This is a genomic window from Bradyrhizobium daqingense (genome assembly GCF_021044685.1).
GTDB lineage: Bacteria > Pseudomonadota > Alphaproteobacteria > Rhizobiales > Xanthobacteraceae > Bradyrhizobium > Bradyrhizobium daqingense.
This window is the reverse complement of record NZ_CP088014.1, coordinates 1,787,980-1,810,690: the sequence shown is the minus strand read 5'-3', so window position 1 is coordinate 1,810,690 and position 22,711 is coordinate 1,787,980. Positions and strand designations below refer to the sequence as shown.

23 protein-coding genes and 1 pseudogene are annotated in these 22,711 nt (G+C 65.7%); 5 read left to right on the top strand and 19 right to left on the bottom strand.

Going from position 1 to position 22,711, the window contains the following annotated elements:
• Positions 1–41: 41 nt before the first annotated feature.
• The 9 genes from LPJ38_RS08500 to phnG are packed head-to-tail and all read right to left on the bottom strand — an operon-like array spanning position 42 to position 7,009.
• On the bottom strand, positions 42–653 hold the full coding sequence (locus LPJ38_RS08500) for a pyridoxamine 5'-phosphate oxidase family protein (RefSeq protein WP_145640370.1): 612 nt from the start codon (positions 651–653) through the stop codon (positions 42–44).
• Positions 654–676: 23 nt separating this feature from the next.
• Complete coding sequence (phnN, locus tag LPJ38_RS08495) at positions 677–1,273, bottom strand: phosphonate metabolism protein/1,5-bisphosphokinase (PRPP-forming) PhnN (protein WP_145640372.1); 597 nt, start codon at positions 1,271–1,273, stop codon at positions 677–679.
• On the bottom strand, positions 1,270–2,427 hold the full coding sequence (locus tag LPJ38_RS08490; protein ID WP_145640374.1) for an alpha-D-ribose 1-methylphosphonate 5-triphosphate diphosphatase: 1,158 nt from the start codon (positions 2,425–2,427) through the stop codon (positions 1,270–1,272). Before LPJ38_RS08490 ends, phnN begins: the two co-directional genes overlap by 4 nt.
• Positions 2,428–2,432: 5 nt before the next feature.
• Entirely contained in the window at positions 2,433–3,131 is a 699-nt protein-coding gene (gene phnL / locus LPJ38_RS08485) for a phosphonate C-P lyase system protein PhnL (RefSeq protein WP_167520695.1), read from the bottom strand.
• 22 nt (positions 3,132–3,153) lie between these two features.
• Complete coding sequence (phnK, locus tag LPJ38_RS08480; RefSeq protein WP_145640379.1) at positions 3,154–3,945, bottom strand: phosphonate C-P lyase system protein PhnK; 792 nt, start codon at positions 3,943–3,945, stop codon at positions 3,154–3,156.
• Positions 3,938–4,828 (bottom strand): alpha-D-ribose 1-methylphosphonate 5-phosphate C-P-lyase PhnJ, encoded by an 891-nt coding sequence (locus LPJ38_RS08475; RefSeq protein ID WP_145640381.1) that lies wholly within the window; start codon positions 4,826–4,828, stop codon positions 3,938–3,940. Before LPJ38_RS08475 ends, phnK begins: the two co-directional genes overlap by 8 nt.
• Positions 4,825–5,928, bottom strand: coding sequence for a carbon-phosphorus lyase complex subunit (locus LPJ38_RS08470; RefSeq protein WP_145640383.1), 1,104 nt, complete (start codon positions 5,926–5,928; stop codon positions 4,825–4,827). Before LPJ38_RS08470 ends, LPJ38_RS08475 begins: the two co-directional genes overlap by 4 nt.
• A gap of 3 nt (positions 5,929–5,931) precedes the next feature.
• On the bottom strand, positions 5,932–6,540 hold the full coding sequence (gene phnH, locus LPJ38_RS08465; protein WP_167520696.1) for a phosphonate C-P lyase system protein PhnH: 609 nt from the start codon (positions 6,538–6,540) through the stop codon (positions 5,932–5,934).
• A gap of 4 nt (positions 6,541–6,544) precedes the next feature.
• The gene (phnG, locus tag LPJ38_RS08460; RefSeq protein ID WP_167520697.1) at positions 6,545–7,009 is read right to left on the bottom strand and encodes a phosphonate C-P lyase system protein PhnG; all 465 of its coding nucleotides are present in this window, start codon (positions 7,007–7,009) and stop codon (positions 6,545–6,547) included.
• A 107-nt stretch (positions 7,010–7,116) separates the two neighbouring features.
• Here phnG and phnF point away from each other — a divergent pair, with 107 nt between their 5' ends.
• A complete protein-coding gene (gene phnF / locus LPJ38_RS08455) occupies positions 7,117–7,845 on the top strand; it encodes a phosphonate metabolism transcriptional regulator PhnF (RefSeq protein ID WP_145640389.1) in 729 nt (242 codons plus the stop codon).
• 124 nt (positions 7,846–7,969) lie between these two features.
• Here phnF and phnE (LPJ38_RS08450) read toward each other — a convergent pair whose 3' ends face one another.
• The 4 genes from phnE (LPJ38_RS08450) to phnC all read right to left on the bottom strand — a co-directional run bounded on the left by phnE (LPJ38_RS08450) (position 7,970) and on the right by phnC (position 11,582).
• Positions 7,970–8,785, bottom strand: a complete 816-nt coding sequence (phnE, locus tag LPJ38_RS08450; RefSeq protein ID WP_167520702.1) for a phosphonate ABC transporter, permease protein PhnE — start codon at positions 8,783–8,785, stop codon at positions 7,970–7,972.
• A gap of 26 nt (positions 8,786–8,811) precedes the next feature.
• Positions 8,812–9,696: a phosphonate ABC transporter, permease protein PhnE gene (gene phnE, locus LPJ38_RS08445; protein WP_145640393.1), complete on the bottom strand. Its 885-nt coding sequence runs from the start codon at positions 9,694–9,696 to the stop codon at positions 8,812–8,814.
• A 75-nt stretch (positions 9,697–9,771) separates the two neighbouring features.
• Positions 9,772–10,707 (bottom strand): phosphonate ABC transporter substrate-binding protein, encoded by a 936-nt coding sequence (gene phnD, locus LPJ38_RS08440; protein WP_145640395.1) that lies wholly within the window; start codon positions 10,705–10,707, stop codon positions 9,772–9,774.
• Between the two features lie 65 nt (positions 10,708–10,772).
• Complete coding sequence (gene phnC, locus LPJ38_RS08435; RefSeq protein ID WP_145640398.1) at positions 10,773–11,582, bottom strand: phosphonate ABC transporter ATP-binding protein; 810 nt, start codon at positions 11,580–11,582, stop codon at positions 10,773–10,775.
• Positions 11,583–11,755: 173 nt separating this feature from the next.
• On the opposite strand from phnC, the gene LPJ38_RS08430 reads away from it, so the two are divergent.
• The 3 genes from LPJ38_RS08430 to LPJ38_RS08420 are packed head-to-tail and all read left to right on the top strand — an operon-like array spanning position 11,756 to position 14,331.
• Complete coding sequence (locus tag LPJ38_RS08430; RefSeq protein ID WP_167520698.1) at positions 11,756–12,424, top strand: transferase hexapeptide repeat family protein; 669 nt, start codon at positions 11,756–11,758, stop codon at positions 12,422–12,424.
• Positions 12,421–13,614 carry an alpha-D-ribose 1-methylphosphonate 5-triphosphate diphosphatase gene (locus LPJ38_RS08425; protein ID WP_145640400.1) on the top strand — a complete coding sequence of 398 codons (1,194 nt, stop codon included), beginning with the start codon at positions 12,421–12,423 and terminating at the stop codon, positions 13,612–13,614. The genes LPJ38_RS08430 and LPJ38_RS08425 overlap by 4 nt, the downstream gene beginning before the upstream one ends.
• A gap of 18 nt (positions 13,615–13,632) precedes the next feature.
• On the top strand, positions 13,633–14,331 hold the full coding sequence (locus tag LPJ38_RS08420) for a DUF1045 domain-containing protein (protein ID WP_145640402.1): 699 nt from the start codon (positions 13,633–13,635) through the stop codon (positions 14,329–14,331).
• Positions 14,332–14,340: 9 nt separating this feature from the next.
• On the opposite strand, the gene LPJ38_RS08415 is transcribed toward LPJ38_RS08420, so the two are convergent.
• The 6 genes and pseudogenes from LPJ38_RS08415 to LPJ38_RS08390 form a co-directional block, all read right to left on the bottom strand.
• Positions 14,341–14,928: a hypothetical protein gene (locus LPJ38_RS08415; protein WP_145640513.1), complete on the bottom strand. Its 588-nt coding sequence runs from the start codon at positions 14,926–14,928 to the stop codon at positions 14,341–14,343.
• A gap of 83 nt (positions 14,929–15,011) precedes the next feature.
• Positions 15,012–16,412, bottom strand: a complete 1,401-nt coding sequence (locus LPJ38_RS08410) for a selenium-binding protein SBP56-related protein (protein WP_145640404.1) — start codon at positions 16,410–16,412, stop codon at positions 15,012–15,014.
• A gap of 314 nt (positions 16,413–16,726) precedes the next feature.
• Positions 16,727–17,668 (bottom strand): dihydrodipicolinate synthase family protein, encoded by a 942-nt coding sequence (locus tag LPJ38_RS08405; protein WP_145640406.1) that lies wholly within the window; start codon positions 17,666–17,668, stop codon positions 16,727–16,729.
• A 123-nt stretch (positions 17,669–17,791) separates the two neighbouring features.
• Positions 17,792–19,872, bottom strand: a pseudogene (locus LPJ38_RS08400) (methyl-accepting chemotaxis protein).
• Between the two features lie 124 nt (positions 19,873–19,996).
• On the bottom strand, positions 19,997–20,767 hold the full coding sequence (locus LPJ38_RS08395) for an enoyl-CoA hydratase (protein WP_145640409.1): 771 nt from the start codon (positions 20,765–20,767) through the stop codon (positions 19,997–19,999).
• Positions 20,764–21,213: a MarR family winged helix-turn-helix transcriptional regulator gene (locus LPJ38_RS08390; protein ID WP_145640411.1), complete on the bottom strand. Its 450-nt coding sequence runs from the start codon at positions 21,211–21,213 to the stop codon at positions 20,764–20,766. The genes LPJ38_RS08395 and LPJ38_RS08390 overlap by 4 nt, the downstream gene beginning before the upstream one ends.
• A 123-nt stretch (positions 21,214–21,336) precedes the next feature.
• On the opposite strand from LPJ38_RS08390, the gene LPJ38_RS08385 reads away from it, so the two are divergent.
• Positions 21,337–22,704 (top strand): AAA family ATPase, encoded by a 1,368-nt coding sequence (locus tag LPJ38_RS08385; protein WP_231088593.1) that lies wholly within the window; start codon positions 21,337–21,339, stop codon positions 22,702–22,704.
• Positions 22,705–22,711 lie beyond the last annotated feature (7 nt).

The following is a 22,711-nucleotide window of genomic DNA, read 5'->3' as shown; positions in this document are numbered from 1 at the left end:
GACACGCCCGGACATGACGATCATTTGGCAACTATGGGACTTCACCACATCGTCGCGGCCGCTCGTTCCGGCCAGATGCGGTCGTACTCCGCGCCGCCAACCTTGTTGTCGCTCATCTCGGCGAGGATCTGGCCGGGCGTCGGCAGCGTCTTCGGATCGACGCGCTTGTCGGGATTCCAGAGGTCGGAGCGGACGATGGCGCGGGCGCATTGGAAGTAGATCTCGTCCACATGCATCACCATGACGCTGCGCGGCGCCTTATCTTCGACCTTGAACGAGGCCAGCAGCTCCGGATCGATCGACAGATGCGCGCGGCCATTGGCGCGGACGGCGTTGCCGGAGCCGGGAATCAGGAACATCAGCGACACCCGGGGATCACGCACGATGTTGCGCAAGGAATCGACCCGGTTGTTGCCGCGGCGGTCCGGCAGCATCAAGGTCTTGCGATCATGGATGCGGACGAAGCCGGGCAGGTCGCCGCGCGGCGAGCAATCGATGCCTTCGGGACCGATGGTCGCAAGCGCAGCAAATGGCGCCTTCTCGATGAAGACGCGGTAGAGCGGCGTGACATGGTCGGCGACTTTCACGGTCGAGGCGTCATTGGTGGCAGCGTAAATGGCTTCGAGCTGCTCGACCGTTTCGATCACCGACATTCCGTTCTCCCTGGCCGTGCCGGCTATTCGTGCCAGCCTTCGTTCCTGATCACACGCAGCAGCTGGCGACCGTGATACTCCGCGCTGCCCGCATTGAGGATGGTGACATCGGCACGCGCCGAGGCGTCGTCGACGCTGCGGGTGAGACGCTCGGCAATGTCGCCGTCGCTCTTGCGCCCCCGCGCGGCAAGCCGCGCTGCCAGCACATCCGGCGGCGCGGTGATCGCGACGACGACGACGTTGGCATAGGCCTGGCGCAGTGCACCAAGCACGGTGCGCGAAACGTTGACCACGACCGTGCGTCCGGCGCGGATATCGTCGTTGATCTCGGCCGGCAAGGCGTAGGAATGCCCGTGTGCTTTCCAATGCATGGCGAAATCGCCGTGCTCCCGCGCGCGGCGGAATTCTTGGGGCGTCACCGCGACGTTGTCCTCGTCGGCGGAGGCTTCCCGCGTGACGATCCGGCGCGGAAAGACGATGTCGTGGTCATCGACGCACGCCGCCCGCGCCAGCCGCAGCAGCGTGTCCTTGCCGGCGCCGCTGGGGCCGACCACGAGCACGAGCCGGCCGGAACCGATCCCGCCTGCTGCATCCTGCGCCGTGGCGACGATCTCGCTCATGCGACGCGGTGTCCTTCGCGCCAGACGCTGCGGACCACGGGCACGCTGCCGGCCACGTGCACGCGGATCAGATCGGCGCGCTTGCCGATTGCGATCTCACCTCGGTCGGTGAGGCCGACGGCATCGGCAGGCGCCTTGGTCACGGTGCGGATCGCAGCCGGAAGACTGATCGCGGGCACGTGCTCGGGCAGCTGCAGCGCGCCCATCAACAGGCTCGACGGGATGTAATCGGACGACAGGATGTCGAGCAGGCCTTCGCGGGCGAGATCGACCGCGGCGATGTTGCCGGAATGCGAACCGCCGCGCACGACGTTGGGCGCGCCCATCAAGATGTCGATGCCGGCCTGGTGCAGGCCGCGCGCGGCTTCCAGCGTGGTCGGGAATTCCGCCACCGCGACGCCGTCGCGCACGGCGTCCGCGACGTTCTCCTCGGTGGTGTCGTCGTGGCTCGCGAGCGGGATCTTGTAGGCCTGCGCCAGCGCCACGATCTCGCGCATGTTGGTCGCGGCATATTGCTTCTGGTACTCGAAGCGCTTGGCGAACAGCTCGTCGAGCTCTGCGTCGGTCTTGCCGCCGCCCTTGCCGCGATAATAGTCGCGCAGCTTCACCTCGTCGCGGAACTGGCGTTGGCCGGGCGTGTGATCCATCAGCGACATCAGCTTGACGTCGGGACGGTCGATCAGCTCCTTGGCCTCCTCGACCACGCTCGGCATCGGGATCTCGCAGCGCAGATGCAGGAAGTGATCGGCGCGCAGCAAATTGGCGTCGCGCGCGGTCGTGATCGCGGCGGCAAGCACGCCGGAGCGGCCGTCGACTTCCTCGGCGCCGTCCTCGCGCCAGACCCGGAGCGAATCGAATACCGTGGTGATGCCCGAGGTGGCGAGCTGGCCGTCATAGGAGATGACGGCCGCGACCGGATTCCAGAACACTTTCGGCCGCGGCACGTAGTGCGCTTCGAGATGATCGGTGTGGAGCTCGATCAGGCCGGGCATGATCAGATCGCCGCCGGCATTCTCGGCGCCGGCGGGCGCCCTGCCCTCGCCGATCTCGGCGATGCGGCCATCGACGAGCGCGAGCCAGCCCTGCTCGATCACCTGGTCGGCGAGCACGATCCTGGCATTGGCGATGACGGTATCCTTGGCGTTCATGTCCATTTTCCTCAGGCCGCCGCGGCGAAGCTGGTGACGTCGACGATGCGGTCGGCAATCAGATGACGGATTTCGTCGTCATGGACAATGGCAACCATGGCGACGCCCCGGCGTTTCTTTTCAGCGACGAGCTCGACCACGACGGCGCGGTTGGCGGCATCCAGCGAAGCGGTCGGCTCGTCCAGCAGCAGGATGGGGAGGTCGGAGATGAAGCCCCGCGCGATGTTGACACGCTGCTGCTCGCCGCCGGAGAAGGTCGCGGGAGGCAGCTGCCAGAGGCGCTCGGGGATGTTGAGACGATGCAGCAGCTCGCCGGCGCGGACCTGCGCATCGGCCCGCGACATGCCATTTACGATCAGCGGCTCGGCCACGACATCGATCGTAGCAACCCGCGGCACCGCCCGCAGGAACTGGCTGACATAGCCGATGGTGGAGCGGCGGACGTTGAGGACCTGCCGCGGCTCGGCGCTGGCGAGATCGATCACCGCGCCGCGATGACGGATGCCGATGCGCCCCGAGTCACAGCGGTAATTGCCGAAGATCATCTTCAGGATCGACGATTTGCCGGCGCCCGACGGGCCCGACAGCACGACGCATTCACCCGGATTGACGTGAAAGGTCACGCCGCTGACGACGGGCAGCTCGATGCCGCCCTGCAGGTGCATCGTGAAGGCCTTTCGGGCATCGGTGACGTCGATCATGGCAGTCATCGGAACACTCATCTGGGAAAGTTCATGGCGGCAGGATCGAGGAGACGAGGAGCTGGGTATAGGGCTCGCGGGGATCGTCGAGAACCTGATCGGTGAGGCCGGTCTCGACGACGCGGCCGCCCTTCATCACCATCACGCGGTGCGACAACAGACGCGCGACCGCGAGGTCGTGGGTGACGATGATGACGGCGAGGTGCAGCTCGGCGACCAGGCTGCGCAGGAGATCGAGCAGGCGGGCCTGCACCGAGACGTCGAGCCCGCCGGTCGGCTCGTCCATGAACACCAGGCGAGGCTCGGTGACGAGGTTGCGCGCGATCTGGAGCCGCTGACGCATGCCGCCGGAATAGGTCCGCGGCGCGTCGTCGATGCGAGCTGTGTCGATCTCGACACGGGTCAACCAGTCCGACGCGGTATCGCGGATGCGGCCATAGTGATTCCAGCCGACCGCCATCAGCCGCTCGCCGACATTGGCGCCGGCCGAGACCGCCATGCGCAGGCCCTGGGCAGGATCCTGGTGCACATAGCCCCAGTCGGTGCGGAACAAAAAGCGCCGCTCCGCCTCGCCCAGCGTGGCGAGATCGCGGGTGATGCCGTCGCGCATCCGGTAGGACACATGGCCGGCGCTGGCTGCGAGCTGGCCCGACAGCATCTGCAGCAGCGTCGACTTGCCCGATCCGGACTCGCCGACGATGGCCAGCACCTCGCCGGGATAGAGCGAGAACGACACGTCGCGACACGCCGCGATGCGGCCGAAGGACTTGCTGAGCTTCTCCGCGATCAGAAGCGGCTGATCATTCTCAAGCGTATCAACCATGGGAGCCCGCCTTCTCCTTGTACGGCGCGGCGCTGAGGCTGCCGTGATGGCCTGCGGCCTGGCGGCCCTCGCAATAATCGGTGTCGGAACAGACGAACATGCGGCCGCCCTTGTCGTCGGTGACGATCTCGTCGAGATAGGAGTTCTCCGCCCCGCACAGCGCGCAAGGCGCGTTGAAGCGGTAGGGCTCGAACGGATGATCCTCGAAATCGAGCGACACCACCTGCGTGTAAGGCGGGATCGCATAGATGCGCTTCTCGCGGCCGGCGCCGAAGAGTTGCAGCGCCGCGCAATTGTCCATCTTGGGATTGTCGAATTTCGGCGTGGGTGACGGGTCCATCACGTAGCGCGCGTTGACCTTGACCGGATAGGCATAGGCGGTCGCGATATGACCGAACCGCGCGATGTCCTCATAGAGCTTCACATGCATCAGCCCGTATTCGGCCAGCGCATGCATGCGCCGCGTCTCGGTCTCGCGCGGCTCGAGGAAGCGCAAGGGCTCGGGGATCGGCACCTGATAGACCAGCACCTGATTCGCGTTCAGCTCCGCCTCGGGAATGCGGTGGCGGGTCTGGATCACGGTCGCATCATGGGTCGACGTGGTCGTGGCAACGCCGGCGGTTTTCGCAAAGAACTTGCGGATCGAGATCGCATTGGTGGTGTCGTCGGAGCCCTGGTCGATCACCTTCAGCACATCGTCAAGACCGAGGATCGCGGCCGTGACCTGCACGCCGCCGGTGCCCCAGCCATAGGGCATCGGCATCTCGCGGCTGGCGAACGGCACCTGATAGCCGGGGATCGCGATCGCTTTCAGGATCGCGCGGCGGATCATCCGCTTGGTCTGCTCGTCGAGATAAGCGAAATTATAGGCGGGCGCGTTCATTCCGCGGCCTCCTTCATGGCATCGGGCGTATTGGCTTCGGCAAATTCCTTCCGCAGCTTGCGCAGAAGACCCAGCTCGGACTGGAAGTCGACATAATGCGGCAGCTTGAGATGCTCGACGAAGCCGGTCGCCTGGACGTTGTCCGAATGGGACATCACGAATTCTTCATCCTGCGCGGGAGCGAGCGTCTCTTCACCGAGCTCGCGGGCACGCAACGCGCGGTCGACCAGCGCCATCGACATGGTCTTGCGCTCGCTCTGGCCGAAGGCGAGGCCATAGCCGCGGGTGAAGCACGGCGCTTCGGTCGCCGAGCCCTTGAACTGGTTGACCATCTGGCACTCGGTGAGCTCGATCGAACCGAGCGGGACGGCGAAGCCGACGTCTTCCGCGAAGAATTCGACCTCGACCTCGCCGAACCGGATCTCACCGGCGAATGGATGGTTGCGGCCATAGCCGCGCTGGGTGGAATAGCCCATCGCCAGCAGGAAGCCCTCGTCGCCGCGCGCGAGGTTCTGCAGGCGCAGGTCGCGATCCGCTGGAAAATTCAGCGGCTCGCGGGTGAGATCGCCAACGCTGGCGCCGTCCTCGGCCTCCGGCGATGATTCGATCAGCCCGTCGCGACCGAGAATATCAGTCACGCGCGGCGTGGCCGCGGTCGAGGCTTCGGCTGTCGCCGGCACCTCTGGCACAAAACCTTCCGCGAGCGAGGGATCGAGCAGGCGGTGGGTATAGTCGAAGGTCGGCCCGAGGATCTGGCCGCCGGGGATGTCCTTGAAGGTCGAGGACACCCGCCGCTGCACCCGCATCGCGCCGGTGTCGACCGGCTCGCTGGCGCCGAAGCGCGGCAGCGTGGCGCGGAAGGCGCGGACCAGGAAGATCGCCTCGATCAGATCGCCGCGCGCCTGTTTGATCGCGAGCGAAGCAAGCTCGCGGTCATAGAGCGAGCCTTCGCTCATGACGCGATCGACGGCAAGGCCGAGTTGCTCCGAGATCTGGTCGAGCGTTAATTCCGGAACGCTTTGGTCGCCGCGCCGCGCATGCGCGAGCAGGCGATGAGCGTTCTCGATGGCGCGCTCGCCACCCTTGACTGCGACATACATGGTTCAGCTTCCCTTGCTCGCGACGCGCGTGGTGCGGGGAATCGCGACCACCGCATCATCGGCGACCAGCACCAGGTCGATGCCGCGCGGAAACAGCGCTTCGTTGAAGCGCAGGCGCTCGAACAGATCGAACGGCTTGATCGACCCCTGCAGCGTCGCGACACCGTCGATGCCGGGGCCGCGCAGCTCGAAGCTGCGACCGGAATCCAGACGGTCGACCTGCAGGATCAACGTGGTCGAGCGATCCGGATATTCGTTGGTGCCGAGCGCGAAACGCTCGAGCGGCGGCAGCGCCGCGCCGTCACTGATCAGCGCGAAGCTCGCGATCGAGGTGTCCTGCACCACCGGTGCACCGGTGTGGAACTTGAGCCATTTCACCAATTCGGCGCTTTCCGCCATGCGCGCATCGAGCCAGAGCGGCGTGTCGTGATCGAACAGCGTCAGCGCGATCGCGGCGGCGCCGCGCATCATCGCCGCGGGCGCTCCCGCCATCGGCACGATGCGCTGGACCGAACCCGGCCGCGCCATCGCGTCCATCACCGAGCGAAAGGTCGACTGCGCCGACAACACCTTGTCGGCGAAACCCGGCGGCAGTTCCGCAATCGTGGTCATGATCTCACCCCTCACCGCGCACCATGGTGTAGAAATCAACCTTGGTCGCGGCGGTCTCGGCCGCGGCCTGTTCACGGCGAATCATAAGCTGCTCGCGCAACGGCGCGATTACGTCGCGCTCGACGACGGCGCCGAAATCACCGGATTGCACCAGCGCGTCGCAAAGCGCGATCAGCCGCGCCTTTTCACCGTCGCGGCCGAGCGTGTAGCCGAAGCCGACCTCGCCGCTGGCAAGCCGCACCGCAGCACGCGACACGGTGGCTTCACCGAGGTTGAACGGCGCACCGTCGCCGCCGATTCGGCCGCGCAGCATGACGAGACCGCTTTCGGGCGTCCGCAGATCCTGATGCTCCGGCAGGGCCAAGTTGCGGAGGCGGGCGGCGATCTCGCCCGCCTCCGCGTGCGCCAGCACGGCCATCGCGGCCTTGCGCTGGGCTTGTTGATTGTTGTGCAGGGTCACCTGATTCACCGAACTTGCCGCGTTCAAGTTGTCTATGATACTAGACAACTTCATACGGGAGCGCCATGACTGTTTCGTGACAAAGCCGTGATTTTCGGGCTAGGCTGACCAGCGATATGAGCATGCAAGACACTGCATCGTCGGGCGTGGCGTTGTGGCGCCTCGTCGCCGACGGCATCGAGCGCGGCATCGCCGACGGCCGCTTCGCCGCCGGGGACAAGCTGCCGGGCGAAGTGGAGATCGCGGAAACCTATCGCGTGAACCGCCACACCGTGCGGCGCGCGCTGGCGGCGCTGGCCGAGCGCGGCCTGGTGCGGGCCGAGCGTGGCAGCGGGACCTATGTCGAGGCCCAGAAGCTCGCCTATCCGCTGCGCTCGCGCACGCGCTTCTCCGAGATCGTCGGCGCGGAGGGACGCGAACCGCATGGCCGGCTGATCGAGGCGACCGACGATGTCGCGACGCGCGAACTCGCGCGGGAACTCGGCTTGAAATCCGGCGCGCCTTTGCTACGGATCGAGGCGATCCGCCTCGCCGACCGCACCCCGATCTGCGTCTCCACCACCTGGTTGTCAGCGGAGCGGTTTCCTGACGCGGGCGCCGTGTTCGCCGCGACGCGCTCCATGACCAAGCTGCTCGAACATTATGGTGTCCGCGACTACCGCCGCGGCGCGACCCGGATCACCGCCGGCATCGTCGACGCGACCGACGCCGCACGGCTGGATCTCGCGCTGGGCCGCCCGATCCTCGTGGTCGATGCGACCGACCACGATCTCGACGGCAAGCCACTGGTGACCAAGCACTCGCGCTTCGCGGCGGAGCGGGTGGAATTTCTCGTGGAGTCGTAGGGGATTCTATCCACGACACCGGAGCCGCAGGGTGGGCAAAGGCGCGACAGCGCCGTGCCCACGATCATTGTCGATCGCAAAGTGGTGGGCACGCTGCGCTTTGCCCACCCTACGGCACCGTCGATCACGCCACCGCGCGCCGCCCGATGATCGCAAAGCGCAGCTTGCCCGAGATGAAATCGATCGCGGCGACCGCGACCAGGATCATCAGGATCAGGAACGATACCTTCTGCCATTCCAGCACGCGGATCTGCTCGGCGAGCTGCAGGCCGATGCCGCCAGCACCGACGATGCCGATGATGGTGGCCGAGCGGGTGTTGGATTCGATGAAATAGAGCACCTGGCCTGCGATCACGGGCAGGACCTGCGGCAAAAGGCCGAAGCGGATCTCGTGCAGCGCGCTGCCGCCGGAGGCGCGGATGCCTTCGACCTGCTTCTGGTCGGCGCCTTCGATCGCTTCCGAGAACAGCTTGCCGAACGCGCCGAAATCCGCGACCGCGATGGCGAGCACGCCGGCGAACGGGCCGAGCCCGACCACGTTGATCCAGACCAGCGCCCAGATCAGCGTGTCGACGCCGCGGATCGAATCGAGGACACGGCGGACCGGGAAGCGCAGGATGTTCGACGCCACCACGTTGCGCGCGGCGAGCAGACTGACGGGGAGCGCGAAGATGGCCGCAAGCGTGGTGCCGAGCAGCGCGATCGACAGCGTCTCGCCCAGCGCCTTCAGATAGACCGGCAGCGAGGAGCCGGGATCCGGCGGGATCATCATCAGGCCGATCCAGCCAAGCTGGCTGAGACCGGCGAAGAAGCGTGACGGCGAGAAGTCGAGATCGACGAGGCCGTAGATGAGAATCGCGAACGCCGCCACGATCATCGCAGGCGTCGCCAGCCGCGCCGAGGCGGGCCGGTCGAACACATCAGGGTAGCGCGCACGCATCTCTCGCGTGTCGATCTCCTGCTTCGTCACGCCCGCGCCTCCTTGCCGAACAGGCGGCCGCGCAGCCAGCCGGTGGTGATGTCGATGACGAAGACGGTGACGATGATGGTGAGCAGGATCGCGCTGACGTCGGAGTAGTAGAATTTGCGGATCGCGACGACGAGCTCCTGGCCGATGCCGCCGGCACCGACGAAGCCCATCACCGAGGCCTCGCGGACATTGATCTCGAAGCGCAGCAGCGCATAACTGGCATAGCCCGCAGTCACCTGCGGCACGACGGCGAAGCGCATGCAGGAGAGCCAGCTCGCGCCGGTGGAGCGGATGCCCTCGACCGGCTTCATGTCGGCATTCTCGACGATCTCCGAGAACAACTTGCCGAGCGCGCCGGTGGAGTGGATGGCGATCGCGAGCACGCCCGCCATCGGACCGAGCCCGAAGGCGATGACGAAGACGAGCGCGAAGACGATGCCGGGAACGGTGCGGGCGAATTCGAGCAGGCGCCGCACGACGAAGCGCAGCCAGGGCGCGGGCGAGGTGTTCTCGGCCGCGAAGAAGTTCAGGACGAAGGCGAAGGTGGCGCCGATCAGCGTGCCGACATAGGAGATCAGCAGCGTCTCGGCGAGCATCTTCAGCCATTTGCGCCAGCCCCACAGCCACTCGCCGACATCGGTCCAGACGCGCTGGCCGCTGTCGAGCGTGAGGATGCGGTCGAAATAGCTGACGAAATTGCCGAAATAGGTGAACAGCGTGCGCAGATTCACCTCGGCGCCGACCGCGGCGAGAAGGAGCGCCGCGGCAAAGACCACTGTTCCCAGAAAGAGGCGCCATCGCCTGCGCGCGACCGCCTGACGATAGGCCGCGTTGAGCACGGCGAGCTGCTGCTCGGGAAGGATCGAAACCGCGACGGTCATCTTGTCAGGAACTGGCCCGTAAAAAAGAGAAAGAGCCGGGTCCATCGACCCGGCTCCAGTTGCATCGTCCTGAGATCAGGACGCCTTCTTCTTGCGTAGCGCGTCGACGAACTTGATCAGCTCGATCGTGCCGTCCCAGTCCTTGGTCGTGGCGGCATGAAAGCCCTTCTTCTGGCCGTCGGAGAGACGGTCGAACGCGGCCTTGTCCTTGGCCGGCGCATCGAAGAACGCTTTGGCGATGGCAGCTTTGGCGTCATCGGGCAGGTCGGAATTATAGGCATAGGGTCCGTTGATGATCGGCGCCGATTTGTGGACGATGCGGAAATCGTCCTTCTTCATCGGCGAGCCGTCGGCATTCTTCAGCATGCCCTTGGTCAGCATCTGCGCCAGCGTGGAATCGTTGTCGCTGGTCCATTGGTTGGCGGCGACGTCGACCGTGCCCTGCGCCAGGGCCAGCATCGCGTTCTCGTGGCTGCCGGTGAAGACGACCTTGCTGAAATAGGTGTCGGCGTCGTGGATGCCCAATTTGTCGAGCTCGAAGCGCGGCACGTTGTTGCCCGAGGTCGAGTTCGGGTCGACGAGGCCGAGGTTCTTGCCCTTGAGGTCGTCGATCTTCTTGTAGGCGCTGCCTGCCTTGACGAAGAACACCGAGTAATAACCGGTCGAGCCGTCGGCGTTGATGTCGTTGGCGAAGGCGTCGGTCTTGACGCCGGTCAGGCGGGCGCGGGCGAACGAGGCCGAGCCGTAGCTCGCGATCTGGATGTTGCCAGCGCGCTGGCCTTCGATGACGGCGGCGTAGTCGTTGGCAATGCGCAGCGTGACCTTTACGCCCAGTTCCTTGGAGAGATAGCTGACGAACGGCGCCCAGCGCTCGGTGACGCCGGAGGCGTTCTCGGCCGGAACAACCGCGAAGGTCAGCTCGGGATATTTGGCCTTCCAGTCGTTCGCGGAAGCGGAGGCCGTGAAAGCGAGCGCAGCGGCGCCGGCGAGGACTAATCTGCGAGTGATCATGATACCCTCTTCATCATCGTTTGGGGTCGGTTGACGCAAAAGACTTGCAACACAACAGGCGCGGCTCAGGCAGCCGCAGCCGTTCCAAGTGCCGGAACACCCTCAGGCGCCGGGACAGGCGCGCCGCCCATGACGTCGGCGGCTTCGAGATCGTAGAGCTCGCGCGCGACGCGGTCAGTCAGGGCGGCCGGTGCGCCGTCGAACACCACGCGGCCCGCGGCCATGCCGATCAGGCGATCGCAATAGCTGCGCGCGAGATCGAGCGAATGCAGGTTACAGAGCACCGTGATGCCGAAATGCTTGTTGATGCGCAGCAGCGCATCCATCACGATCTTGGTGTTGCGCGGATCGAGCGAGGCGATCGGCTCGTCGGCGAGGATGATGTCGGGCTGCTGCACCAGGGCACGGGCGATCGCGACGCGCTGTTGCTGGCCGCCGGAGAGCTGGTCGGCGCGCTGCGCGGCGAGCGTCGCGATGTCGAACTGCTCCAGCGCGGACATCGCCAGCGCCTTGTCCTGCTCCGGCCAGATTTGCGAGAGCGAGCGCCAGGCCGGCATCGTGGCGAGGCGCCCCATCAGGACATTGGTCAGCACATCGAGCCGGCCGACCAGGTTGAACTGCTGGAAGATCATCGCCGAACGCGCCCGCCACTGGCGCAGCTCCTTGCCGCGCAGCGCGGTGACGTCGAGGCCGTCGAACAGGATCTTGCCCTGCGTCGGCGTCACCAGACGGTTGACGGCCCGGAGCAGCGTCGATTTGCCGGCACCGGAACGTCCTATCACGCCGACGAAAGCGCCAGGAGAGATTTGAAACGAAGCGTCGTCCACCGCGGCTTTTGCGCCGAAGCGGCACGTCAGACCTTCAACCACCAGCATGCAGGGCTCCAGAGTAGCTGGGACCCACCGCTAACGCCGGCGCTTGACACTTGTGTGACATCCGCATTGCGGTGCGGCGATCCTGCACAGCTCGTCCACTGTCATCGCCTTGTCATGACATCGTCATCAAGCCACTCGAAGAGAAACGCCCGCTCTCCCGCTTCGGATACGACATGGCCGTCAAAGCTCTTTCGGTTCAGCCGACCGTCGACCCTTCGGCCACACTGCACGAGACGAGGCTCGGTGCCTATACCGAGGTCGGCGCGCGCACGATCCTGCATGAAGTGGCGATGGGTGATTACTCCTATGTCGTCAACGATGCGCAGATCACCTACACCACCATCGGAAAATTCTGCTCGATCGCGGCGATGACACGCATCAACCCCGGCAATCATCCGATGCACCGCGCGACACAGGCGCACTTCACCTACCGATCCAGCGCCTATTTCGAGGGCGAGAGCGACGACGCCGAATTCTTCGCCTGGCGGCGCCGGCATCACGTCCATATCGGCCATGACGTCTGGATCGGTCACGGCGCGATCGTGCTGCCAGGCCGCAACATCGGCACCGGCGCGGTGATCGCGGCCGGCGCCATCGTCACCAAGGACGTGCCGGCCTACAGCATCGTCGCCGGCAATCCGGCCCGCATTCTGCGGCGGCGGTTCTCGGAGGAGATTTCCGGACGGCTCGCGAAGCTGGCTTGGTGGGACTGGGATCACGACAAATTGCGCAAAGCGCTGCCCGATTTCCGCAAGCTCGGGATTGAAGATTTCCTTGCGACATACGAAGCACAGGCGAGCTCCTTCCCCGGTTCTCCCAGCAAACGAAGCGCGGTCGCGTGACAGAGATATTCCTCGAAGGCGGCCGGGCTCTGATCGGCACCGAGCTCGTCGAAACCTCACTCCTCGTGTCCGGAACGGACATTGCAGAGATCGATGGCTCACGCGGCCGTTCGCGGCTGGCGATCGATGCGCGCAACCTGCTCGTGCTCCCCGGCATCGTCGATCTGCATGGCGACGCCTTCGAGCGCCAGATGATGCCACGCGCCGGCGTCGACTTTCCGATCGACGTCGCGCTCGCCGACAGTGACCGTCAGGCGATCAGCAACGGCATCACCACCGTGTTTCACGCCACGACCTGCTCGTGGGAGCCGGGCCTGCGCAGCGCCGACAATGCGCGCGGCCTGATGGAAGCGATCGAGCGGCAGCGCCCGCAATTCGCCGCCGACACCCGCTTCCACCTGCGCCACGAGACCTACAATCTCGATGCGGAGCCCGAGATCAGCCAGTGGCTCGCCGAAGGCCGCGTCGACCTGTTCGCCTTCAACGACCACATGGACGGCACCGTCGCCGACATGGCCAAGCCCCGCAAGCGCAACCGCATGGTGGAGCGGACCGGCCTTTCGAGCGAGGATTTCGACCGGCTGGTCGAACGCGTGGTCTCGCGCGCTGACGACGTGCCGGCCTCGGTGGCGCGACTGGCCGCGACGGCTCGCGCCTCAGGGGTGCGGATGCTCTCGCACGACGATGCGACGCCGGCGATGCGTCAGGAGTTTCGCGAGCTCGGTGCATTGATCGCCGAGTTTCCGATCAATGAGGAGACGGCGCGTGCAGCCGCAAGCCACGGCGATGCCATCGTCTACGGCGCGCCGAACGTCGTGCGCGGCGGCAGCCACACCGGCTGGACCAAGGCGTCGGACATGATCGCCAAGGGCCTCTGCTCGGTGCTGGCGTCGGACTATTACTATCCTGCACAGCTGCTCGCCGCATTCCGCCTCGCCGCCGACGGCGTGCTGGCGTTGACGGAAGCCTGGGACCTGGTCTCCGCCGGCCCCGCGCGTGCCACCGGCCTGACCGATCGCGGTGTGCTCGCCGAGGGACGCCGCGCCGACATCCTGCTGGTCGACGACAGCGTGGCGCTGCGGCCACGGCTCATCGCGGTGATCTCGGGCGGCAAGCTCGTGCACCTCACCGATGCGACGCGGCTGCTCGCAGCAATGGCGGCGCCACGCGAGGCTGTCGTCGCGGCTTGAATTGGTTATGCTGAGGCGATGACAGGCTTTCCCCGCTACGCGATCTATTTTGCCGCCGGCTCTGACAGCGCCCTCTCCCGCTACGGCGCCGAGCTGCTCGGCTATGATGCCTACGCCGGCGACGAGCTGCCGTTTCCGCGTCAGGCACTGGATATCGCGCCGGATTGGCGCGACATCACCGCCGATCCCCGTAAATACGGCTTCCACGCCACGTTGAAGGCACCGATGGCGCTCGCGCCAGGCCAGACGGAGGCCGGGCTCGCGGTGGCTTGCGCGGCCTTCGCCGGGACGCCGCGGCCTATCCCGACGATCCGGCCGATCGTCGATTCCATCAGCGGCTTCATTGCCGTCATTCCGGCCGAGCCGACCAATACGCTGCAACAGCTCGCCGCCGATTGTGTCCGCGCTTTCGATTCCTTCCGCGCCCCGCTCACGGCAGAGGATCGCGCGCGGCGGAGACCTGAGAAGCTGAGCGAGCGGCAACACGACCATCTCGACCGCTGGGGCTACCCTTACGTGATGGAGGAATTCCGCTTCCACATGACGCTGACGGGGCGGCTGGATGCCGAGCGACGCGGGCCGGTTCTGGAGATGCTGCGGAAGCGGTTTGCGGCGCTGAAGCTTGATGCGCTGACGATCGACCGCATCGCGCTGTTCAGGCAGGACGATGCCAAGGCGCGCTTCCGCATCATCGGCGAGTGGGCATTGACGCGGTAGGCTTCCCTGTCAGCTCGCAGCATTGAAGGCGAGCGCGACCGCGCCGACCATAATGAGGCTGGTCGCCCAGACAGCATCCAGATTGAACCAGCTTCGCGAGACGAACTTCAATCCCAGATGTCGGTAGACCTGCCACGCCAGACATCCGCCGGCGCCGACCATGGCGATCACGTGCACCAGGGACACCAGCACCACCATCCCCAAGCTTGCCTTCATCAGCGCGCCCGCGGCCTGATGGCCGGCATCGAGCTCGAAGGCCTGGCAGAGTCCGAGATAGATCGGCACGAGCATCAAGGCGGCGCCATGTGCAATGGCAACGGCAAATGACCAGAGCGCCAATTGCGTCGGCGGAATTCGTGCCAGCGCGCGCGGATGGCGCCGCGCGACCAACCGATAGACGCCGAAGCCGATGACGAGAAGGCTTGCACTGATCTGGAGCGAACGCTGCCACTCGGCCAGCACGAGCAGGAACGCGAATGGCAGCAGCACGAGAAGCGTTGCCAGGAGATGGCCGGCCGACAGGGCCCACAACGCGCGGAAGAGCGCGCGTGGACTCTTGTCCATGAGCCCGGCCGAAACGGCGAGCGGCCATCCCATCCCCGGATTGATCCCGTGGTAGAGACCGCTCGCAACAAGCGCCAGCCAGAGCCAGCCAATCGCCGGGCTCGCCTGCCCCCAATCTAGACCGACGGGTAGCAAAAAGAGTCCGTCGAACAATCGCCGCCCTCGAGCCTGATCTGGTGCGCACGATATCCGTCGGGGAAACTTACGAAATAATCCTTGGCGAGTTCGAGACCGCCGTCGCGACCCGCATTGGCCATGACCTCAACGCCCGGAACCCCGTCGGGATAGAACTGGTCATCCCAGGTGGAATAGAGCGAATTGGTCCAGTAAACGCGCCGGCCGTCGCGGCTGATCTCGACCATCTGCGGACCGGCCGCAAAGGCCTTGCCGTTTGGATGCGCCGTGCGGCGCGCGATGCCGCCGATATGGACCGAGCCCGCAAGCCTCGGCTTTCTGGGATCGCTGACGTCATACTGGCGCATTTCACCCGTGCCCCAGCACGAGACATAGAGGAACCGGTCATCCATCGACAGGTCGATGTCGGTCACCAGCGGCGGCACCGCGCCAAAACCCTGCAGCAGCGGCGGGAGCTTCTCCTTTGGCGCGGGCTCGGGCGGGATCGTCGCCGTCTTCTCGGCATGGAATTTTCCGCCTTCGCGCCACCACGTCCAGATCGACGCCTCGAGGTTGGTGGTGTCGACCACGACACCAACGAAGCCGTATTCGCGAACCGGATCATGCGCCGGTCGTACTTCCAGCGCCATTTGATGATTTGCGCCGAGGTCGATGGTCTGGACGTTGCGACGGGCGCGAAGATCCCAGAAGTGGAGACGGTGGCCATATTTGTTCGCGAGCAGATCCTCAGGGACGATCCCGTTCTCGAACTGCGGCGGCAACGCCCACTCGCTCGTCACCATGTAGTCGCGCGGCAGGTTCCACCAGAAGTCATAATGCAGCGTCTGCGGACCGCGGTCGATCTCCCATCGTCCAAGAACTTCAAACGTCTCGCAATCCATGATGAAAACGCCTGGAGGTCCGCTGGTGCCGTCCTTGCCGCCGCCGCCCAGCGTGCTGACGTAAATGCCGTCCGGCCCGCAATGGATCGTGTGCGGCCGCGAGTAGCCGGTCTTCTTGAAGACTTCATCGGGCTCGATGATCTTGTGAATCTTGGCTTGGGTCGGATCGGGCTTGGTGTCGATGATGTAGATCCGCGACGAGCGCAGCCCGGGGATGATGAGATAGCGCCGCTCGATGAAGGCGTGGCCGGTGAGCGGCGACAGAGCGGAGGAGCAGGCATTCCAGCCGAAGTGATGAAATTCGTCGCCCTTGTTGGGCATCGTCACGGTGTGGACGATCTGGCTGTAGGTCGGCGATCCCGGCTTGACGTCGATGACCGCGAGAGCATCGGGCTTCGAGAAATCCGGGCTGAGCAGCAAAGTGTAGGCAAAGTTCTCCGCAGGTGCTTCCATCGCAAGCCTGGGCGATGCGTGGAACGTGGGATCCGGCCTCATCGTCATGGCACTGCCTCCCTGTTCTGTCGGTTCGCGCCAACCTGGCTCGGGATAACGGCATAATGAAGAGGTGTTGGGCGATGTCTTGAGACTGCTCCGCGGCTTGGTTGGCGAGCTTACGATACTTGATCGCCGGGCCGGGGGAAACTGGCTGAATCGCGCCGACTCGGCGCTTCAGCCCAAATTGGCGCCGTCGCCGCCTCGCTTGCCGGGACGACGTTGTGGAGGGAGATCGGCTCAACTAGTTCCGTCATTGCGAGCGAAGCGAAGCAATCCAGGTCTTCTCCTCCTAGACAGTCTGGATTGCTTCGTCGCTTCGCCTACTTCCCCCACCGCAGCGCCAGGGCGTCGCGCTCCTTGGCGAGCTCCAACAGGCCCGCGCGCGTCGCCGGATGCAGCGGCTGCAGTGGGTGGCGCACTGCGTCCGATCTGATCACGCCGCCGGCCTGCATCATGACCTTGCAGGCGATCAGGCCGCATTGACGGTTCTCGTAATTGATCAGCGGCAGCCAGCGCTCATAGGCGGCTTTGGCCTCCTCGCGCTTGCCGGCGAAATAGGGATCGATGATCTGGCGGATGCCGTCGGGATAGCCGCCGCCGGTCATCGCGCCGGTGGCACCGGCATCAAGATCGGCCAAGAGCGTAATCGCCTCCTCGCCGTCCCAGGGCCCCTCGATGTCCTTGCCCCCCGCCTCGATCAGGCTGCGCAGCTTCGAAGCCGCGCCGGGCACCTCGATCTTGAAATAGCGGATGTTGGAGAAATCGCGCGACAACCGCGCCAGCAGCTCGACCGAGAGCGGCGTGCCGGCGACCGGCGCGTCCTGGATCATGATGGGGATGTCGATCGCGCCGGAGAGCACCTTGAAGAACTCGATGATGCCCTTCTCGGGCACGCGGAAGGTCGCGCCGTGATAGGGCGGCATCACCATCACCATGGCGGCGCCCGCCGCCTCGGCCTGCTTGCTGCGCGCGGCGCAGACGGACGAGCTGAAATGCGTGGTGGTGACGATCACGGGAACCCGGCCGGCGACGTGTTCCAGCACCGCATGCATCACGGTCTCGCGCTCGGCGTCGGTGAGGACGAACTGCTCGGAGAAATTGGCGAGGATGCAGAGGCCGTGCGAGCCGGCGTCGATCATGAAATCGATGCAGCGGCGCTGGCCCTCGAGGTCGAGCTCGCCGCGCTCGTCGAAGATGGTGGGCGCGACCGGGAACACACCGCGATAGGGGCGCTGGGCCTTGTGTTGTGGCGTGACCGGCATCGAACTCTCCATCCCATGTTACGTCTACAGCAAGCGCTCACGCGCGCTGCGGACAGATGTACTCGCCACGCCGACCGGCGGCAATGCCGATCACATTACATCTGGACGGAGGTGCAATCGAGGCTACGCGGTCTTCACCGCGCCCAGGAAGCCCTCGACGCGACGCGGAGACGATCGGCGTCGGCCGACATCTTCCTGACGGAGTCCGACAGCACCGTGCCGGCGTTGCCGGTTTCCTGGTTGAGGCTGGCGACGCTGCCGATGGTGTCGGTGACCTCGCGGGTGCCCTGGGCCGCCTGCTGGAAGTTGCGCGAGATCTCGGTGGTGGCCGCGCGCTGCTCTTCGACCGCGGCGGCAATCGCGGTCATCTTCTCGTCGATGCCGCTGATGGCACCGCCGATCGAGCGGATGGCCGCCACGGCCTGGCCGGTGGCGCCCTGGATCTCCGCGACCTGGCGCGAGATCTCCTCCGTCGCGGTCGCGGTCTGCGCCGCGAGACTCTTGACCTCGCCGGCGACCACGGCGAAGCCGCGGCCGGCTTCGCCCGCGCGCGCCGCCTCGATCGTGGCATTCAGAGCCAGGAGATTGGTCTGGGCGGCGATGGCATTGATCATCTTGACGACCTCGCCGATGCGGCTTGCGGTCTGGTCGAGAATCTCGACGGTCGCGTTGGTCTGCTCGGCCTGCGCGACGGCCTCGCGGGCCTCGCGCGCGCTCGACTGCACCTGCGCGGAGATCTCGCCGACGGATGCGGAGAGCTCCTCCGTCGCGGCGGCGATGGTCTCGAGATTGTTGGTGGCCTGCTCGGCCGCCGAGGAGACCGCCGCAGTCTGGCTGCTGGATTCCGCGACCAGCGAGCGCACGTTGGTTGCGGTGGCATCGAGCTCCCGCGTGGACGCCGCAACGCTGTGGATGACGGCCTGCACCGTATCGTCGAAGCTGCGGCAGGCCGCATCGACCGTGCCGGAGCGGGCGAGCTGCAGCGCCTGCTGCGATTCGCGTTCCTGGCCCAGGCGTTCCGCGGTCGCCGCGCTCTCGCGCAGGCTTTCCAGCGCGGCAGCCATGGTGCCGAACTCGTCGGGATGACGGGATTGCGGCACCGGCGTCGCATAGTCGCGTGCGCTGATGCGGGCGATGGCATCGAGGATGGCGCGCACCGGGCGCATGAGGCGGTTGCGCACCACGTAGACACCGGCCAGGGTCACGGCCAGCGCCAGCACGAACGCGAACGATTGCACGATGAGATTGGTGAGGGCTTTCTCCTGAACCGTCTCCGCGCGCGCGATCGACAGGTCGAGCGCCTTGTGTGCGACCGCGACGATGGACGCAAACGGCGATTGGCACAGCGCGTTCCATTCCGAGGCCGGCATCGCCGGCCGGCCGCTGCCGTCGAGATTTTTGGTGATATCACCAATCTGCTTGACGACGCCGTCAGTCTTGGCGCGTGCCTCCTTGGCCGTGTTGACGAGGTCAGGCGTCACGTCGGGCGCGGCCAGCAGCTCCTCCATGCCGGTCCAGCCGGCGGTGACGATACCGTTCCAGCCGGCGACGGTCTGCTTTTGTGCGTCGTCGAGCGGCTTCGAGCTGTTGACGTTCGAGCGCAATGTCGAGCACTGGATGCCGTAGCGATCACGCACCTGCCAGGCGAGGCGGCGCGCCTGAATCATGCGGGCGATGTAGGGATCGTTCATCCAGGCACGGTTCGACACCGCGGTGGACGCGAGATTGGCGGTCTCGATCACCTTGGTGACCGCATCGTACCAGGGTGCGGTGCGCTCGACCTTGCGCTCGGCGCGCGGCAGCTTGGCCTCGTCGTAGAACAGCTGGAACTTCGGCGCGGCCTCGCTCCAGCGCTGCTTCAGCGTGCTTGCGAGCTCGTCGCGGCGGGCAAATTCGACGGTGGCGAGCGCGGCCATGATGGCGTCGAAGCCGGCCTGCTCCGACTTCTCGGCGGTGCCGAGCTTGGCGCGCGGATCGTCCTCGCCGAGCAGCGCGCTCTGGGCATCGCCGCGATTGTTGCGCAAGGACAGCACGCCCTGGAAGATCGCCTTGTCGGCGTTCGCCAGCCGCTCGGTCTCCAGGCTGTCGCTGTAGCGGCCGAACGCCCCGAACATCTGGATCGCCGTGCTGGTCAGCGCACCGACCGCCAGCAGGGCCATCAGGACGAGGAGAAGCGTGCTTACCGATTTCTTAAACAATGCCATGGGTGGGGCGGCCTACTCGTCACGAGGAGGCCACCCTGCACCGCGACATGCCAAGGTTTGGTTAAGACTTTAATCAAATACCTGCGGTTGCGCCGCTGCGCCCCTCCCGCAGGGCTGTGTTCCCTCACGCAACCCTGGTGAAATCCGGCGGCCGGCGCTCGGCAAAGGCGGTGAAAGCCTCGCGTGCTTCCGCGGTGCGCAGGCGCTGCGCGAACTGCTCGCCTTCGGCCTGCATCTGCGCGACAAGTGCCTCACCGTTTCGCATCAGCTTCTTGGTGGCCGTGAGCGCGCCGGCCGGCTGGCGGGCGAGGCGCTGCGCGAGTGCCAGCGCCTCGCCGTCGAGCCTGTCGAGCGGCACCACGCGGTTGGCGATGCCCCACTCCAGCGCCGATTTGGCGGCAACGGTCTCGCCGAGCGCGAACATCTCATAGGCGCGGGCATAGCCGATGCGCGCCGGCATCAACAGGCTGGACGCCGCTTCCGGCACCAGCGCGAGGCTGACGAAGGGCGTCGACAGTTGCGCGTTATCCGCGAGCACGACGAGATCGCAATGCAGCAGCATGGTGGTGCCGACGCCGACCGCGCGGCCCTGCACCGCCGCAACCAGCGGCCGGGTGCAACGCGCCAGCGACTGGATGAAGCGCACGACGTTGCGGCTGCCTTCCGATTTTCCGGCTGCGACGGCCGCGAATTCACCAACGTCGTTGCCCGCGGTGAACATGTCGCCCTCGCCGCGGATCAGGATCACGCGGGCCGATGGATCGAACTCGGCGGATTCGATGGCGTCGGCGAGCTTGCCGTACATCGCATCCGTCAGCGCGTTCTTCTTGTCGGGGCGCGCCAGCGTGAGGGTGAGAATTCCACCGTTGTTCTCGATCCGGACGTGGTCGGTCATTGCTCTGCTCCTCTTGGAAACTTGTCCTGAATGCTCGTCAGCCAGCGCGCGACGATGTCGATCTCGGCGGCCGTGAATCCTTCCGTCAGCGCCGCATTGACCTCCGCCGCGCCGGCCTTCGCCTGAGCCAGCGCGGTGCGTCCCTTCGGCGTCAGCCAGATCCGCCAGGCGCGTCCGTCCTCACGGTCGGCCCGCCGCTCTATCAGTTTCGCCAACTCGGTGCGATCGACCAGGCCGGAAATGCCGGCCGGCCCAAGATCCAGAGCCGCGCCCGCCTCGCCCATCAATACACCGTCTTGCCGGCCGAGGATGAACAACAGACCGGCCTGCGCCGGCGTCACCTCGCTCTCGGGCCGCGTCGCCATCCAGCGCTGCAGCCGGCGGTGTGCGACGCTCAGCAGGTAGATCAGCCGATGATGCCGCGCGCCGGCGTTATTATTTCGCATGCGAAATAGATAGCTGCTGCCGGTTTCCTTGTCAAAGGGCTTGACGTCATCGCACGCGTGTGTTCCTTATTTGTTCTGTACCCGTTTTAGTTGCAGACAAAGAGGCACACCCTGGTGGAGAGATTGGCGCAAGCGGAAGAGCAGGACCAGGAGCACGAAACGGAGGGTGAGCATGCCTATGCCTTCGGAGTTCTGGACGCGTACTTCGAAGGCTTCCCGCTCAGTAAGCTCGTGACCACCACCCGGCAGTTTCCCGGCCATATGCGGGTGGACGTCCAGGCCGCGCTCGACAAGCTGCTGGGAGCGCACATCGACTTGCTCGGACTTGCCGAGGAAAGCTATGACGCGCTGTCGTTTGCGCGCCTGCTCCGCGACGATCGAAGCGCCGTGCCGATCGCGCCGCTGCAATATTCCGACGTCGATATCGGCGAGGGCAATCCGTCCCGGTGCCTCGACAATGGTTTGTGGCTCTGCGAGCAAGACGGTTTGCGCCATGCGGTACTGCTCTGCGCCAATCGGGAATCCCGTCGCGAGCCCGGCATACGGATCGAAATCATGGTGTCCGCGGGAAGCGCGGGGGCGGCCGTGGTGCAGCGCTGCTTCGGCGCGCTCGAAGACGCCGTGCAGTCCGCGCGCACCTATCGCGGCAAGATCCTGTCGCTCGAGGAGTCTTCCAACTACCGCGGCGAATCCCGCGGCATCAATGTGCATCGGCTGCCGACCGTCGGGCGCGACGAGGTAATCCTGCCGGAGCGGACTCTGCAGCTGCTCGATCGCAACGTGCTGAATTTCGTCAACACGCGCGATCAATTGCGGCGGCTCGGGCAATCAACGCGCAAGGGCATCCTGCTTTATGGACCGCCCGGCACAGGTAAGACCCATACGATCCGCTATCTCGCAACACATCTGCCTGGACATACGACCCTGATTATCACGGCCGAGCAGATCGGCCTGCTCAGCGCCTATATGGGCCTGGCGCGGCTGCTGCAGCCTGCGATGGTGGTGATCGAGGACGTCGACCTGATCGCGCGCGACCGCCGCAACATGGGGCCATGCGAAGAACCCCTGCTCAACAGGCTGCTCAACGAGATGGACGGACTGAAGCAGGATGCCGACATCCTTTTCGTTCTCACCACCAATAGGCCGCAGGACCTGGAAGCTGCCCTGGCCGGTCGCCCCGGCCGCATCGACCAGGCCATCGAAGTGCCGCTCCCGGACGAGAGTGGCCGCAGCAAGCTGGTGCGCCTCTATGGCAAGGAATTGCCGCTCGACGACGCGATCGTCATCGAAGCTGCCCGCCGCAGCGAGGGGACAAGCTGCGCCTTCATCAAGGAATTGATGCGGCGGCTGGCGCAAGCCAGCCTGGCGCGCGACGGCGGCAACTCGACCGTCTCGGCCGACATCGACGAAGCCCTCGACGACATGCTGTTCTCCGGCGGCCGGCTGAATGCGCGCCTGCTCGGCGGGGCGCAGGCGATGGCAGCGGGGTAACGTTCGC

Coding starts and splice junctions, on each gene's coding strand:
- LPJ38_RS08500 (WP_145640370.1), bottom strand. CDS start 653: ATGTCGGTGATCGAAACGGTCGAGCAGCTCGAAGCCATTTACGCTGCC.
- phnN (WP_145640372.1), bottom strand. CDS start 1,273: ATGAGCGAGATCGTCGCCACGGCGCAGGATGCAGCAGGCGGGATCGGT.
- LPJ38_RS08490 (WP_145640374.1), bottom strand. CDS start 2,427: ATGGACATGAACGCCAAGGATACCGTCATCGCCAATGCCAGGATCGTG.
- phnL (WP_167520695.1), bottom strand. CDS start 3,131: ATGACTGCCATGATCGACGTCACCGATGCCCGAAAGGCCTTCACGATG.
- phnK (WP_145640379.1), bottom strand. CDS start 3,945: ATGGTTGATACGCTTGAGAATGATCAGCCGCTTCTGATCGCGGAGAAG.
- LPJ38_RS08475 (WP_145640381.1), bottom strand. CDS start 4,828: ATGAACGCGCCCGCCTATAATTTCGCTTATCTCGACGAGCAGACCAAG.
- LPJ38_RS08470 (WP_145640383.1), bottom strand. CDS start 5,928: ATGTATGTCGCAGTCAAGGGTGGCGAGCGCGCCATCGAGAACGCTCAT.
- phnH (WP_167520696.1), bottom strand. CDS start 6,540: ATGACCACGATTGCGGAACTGCCGCCGGGTTTCGCCGACAAGGTGTTG.
- phnF (WP_145640389.1), top strand. CDS start 7,117: ATGAGCATGCAAGACACTGCATCGTCGGGCGTGGCGTTGTGGCGCCTC.
- phnE (WP_167520702.1), bottom strand. CDS start 8,785: ATGCGTGCGCGCTACCCTGATGTGTTCGACCGGCCCGCCTCGGCGCGG.
- phnE (WP_145640393.1), bottom strand. CDS start 9,696: ATGACCGTCGCGGTTTCGATCCTTCCCGAGCAGCAGCTCGCCGTGCTC.
- phnD (WP_145640395.1), bottom strand. CDS start 10,707: ATGATCACTCGCAGATTAGTCCTCGCCGGCGCCGCTGCGCTCGCTTTC.
- phnC (WP_145640398.1), bottom strand. CDS start 11,582: ATGCTGGTGGTTGAAGGTCTGACGTGCCGCTTCGGCGCAAAAGCCGCG.
- LPJ38_RS08430 (WP_167520698.1), top strand. CDS start 11,756: ATGGCCGTCAAAGCTCTTTCGGTTCAGCCGACCGTCGACCCTTCGGCC.
- LPJ38_RS08420 (WP_145640402.1), top strand. CDS start 13,633: ATGACAGGCTTTCCCCGCTACGCGATCTATTTTGCCGCCGGCTCTGAC.
- LPJ38_RS08415 (WP_145640513.1), bottom strand. CDS start 14,928: ATGGGATGGCCGCTCGCCGTTTCGGCCGGGCTCATGGACAAGAGTCCA.
- LPJ38_RS08410 (WP_145640404.1), bottom strand. CDS start 16,412: ATGACGATGAGGCCGGATCCCACGTTCCACGCATCGCCCAGGCTTGCG.
- LPJ38_RS08405 (WP_145640406.1), bottom strand. CDS start 17,668: ATGCCGGTCACGCCACAACACAAGGCCCAGCGCCCCTATCGCGGTGTG.
- LPJ38_RS08395 (WP_145640409.1), bottom strand. CDS start 20,767: ATGACCGACCACGTCCGGATCGAGAACAACGGTGGAATTCTCACCCTC.
- LPJ38_RS08390 (WP_145640411.1), bottom strand. CDS start 21,213: ATGCGAAATAATAACGCCGGCGCGCGGCATCATCGGCTGATCTACCTG.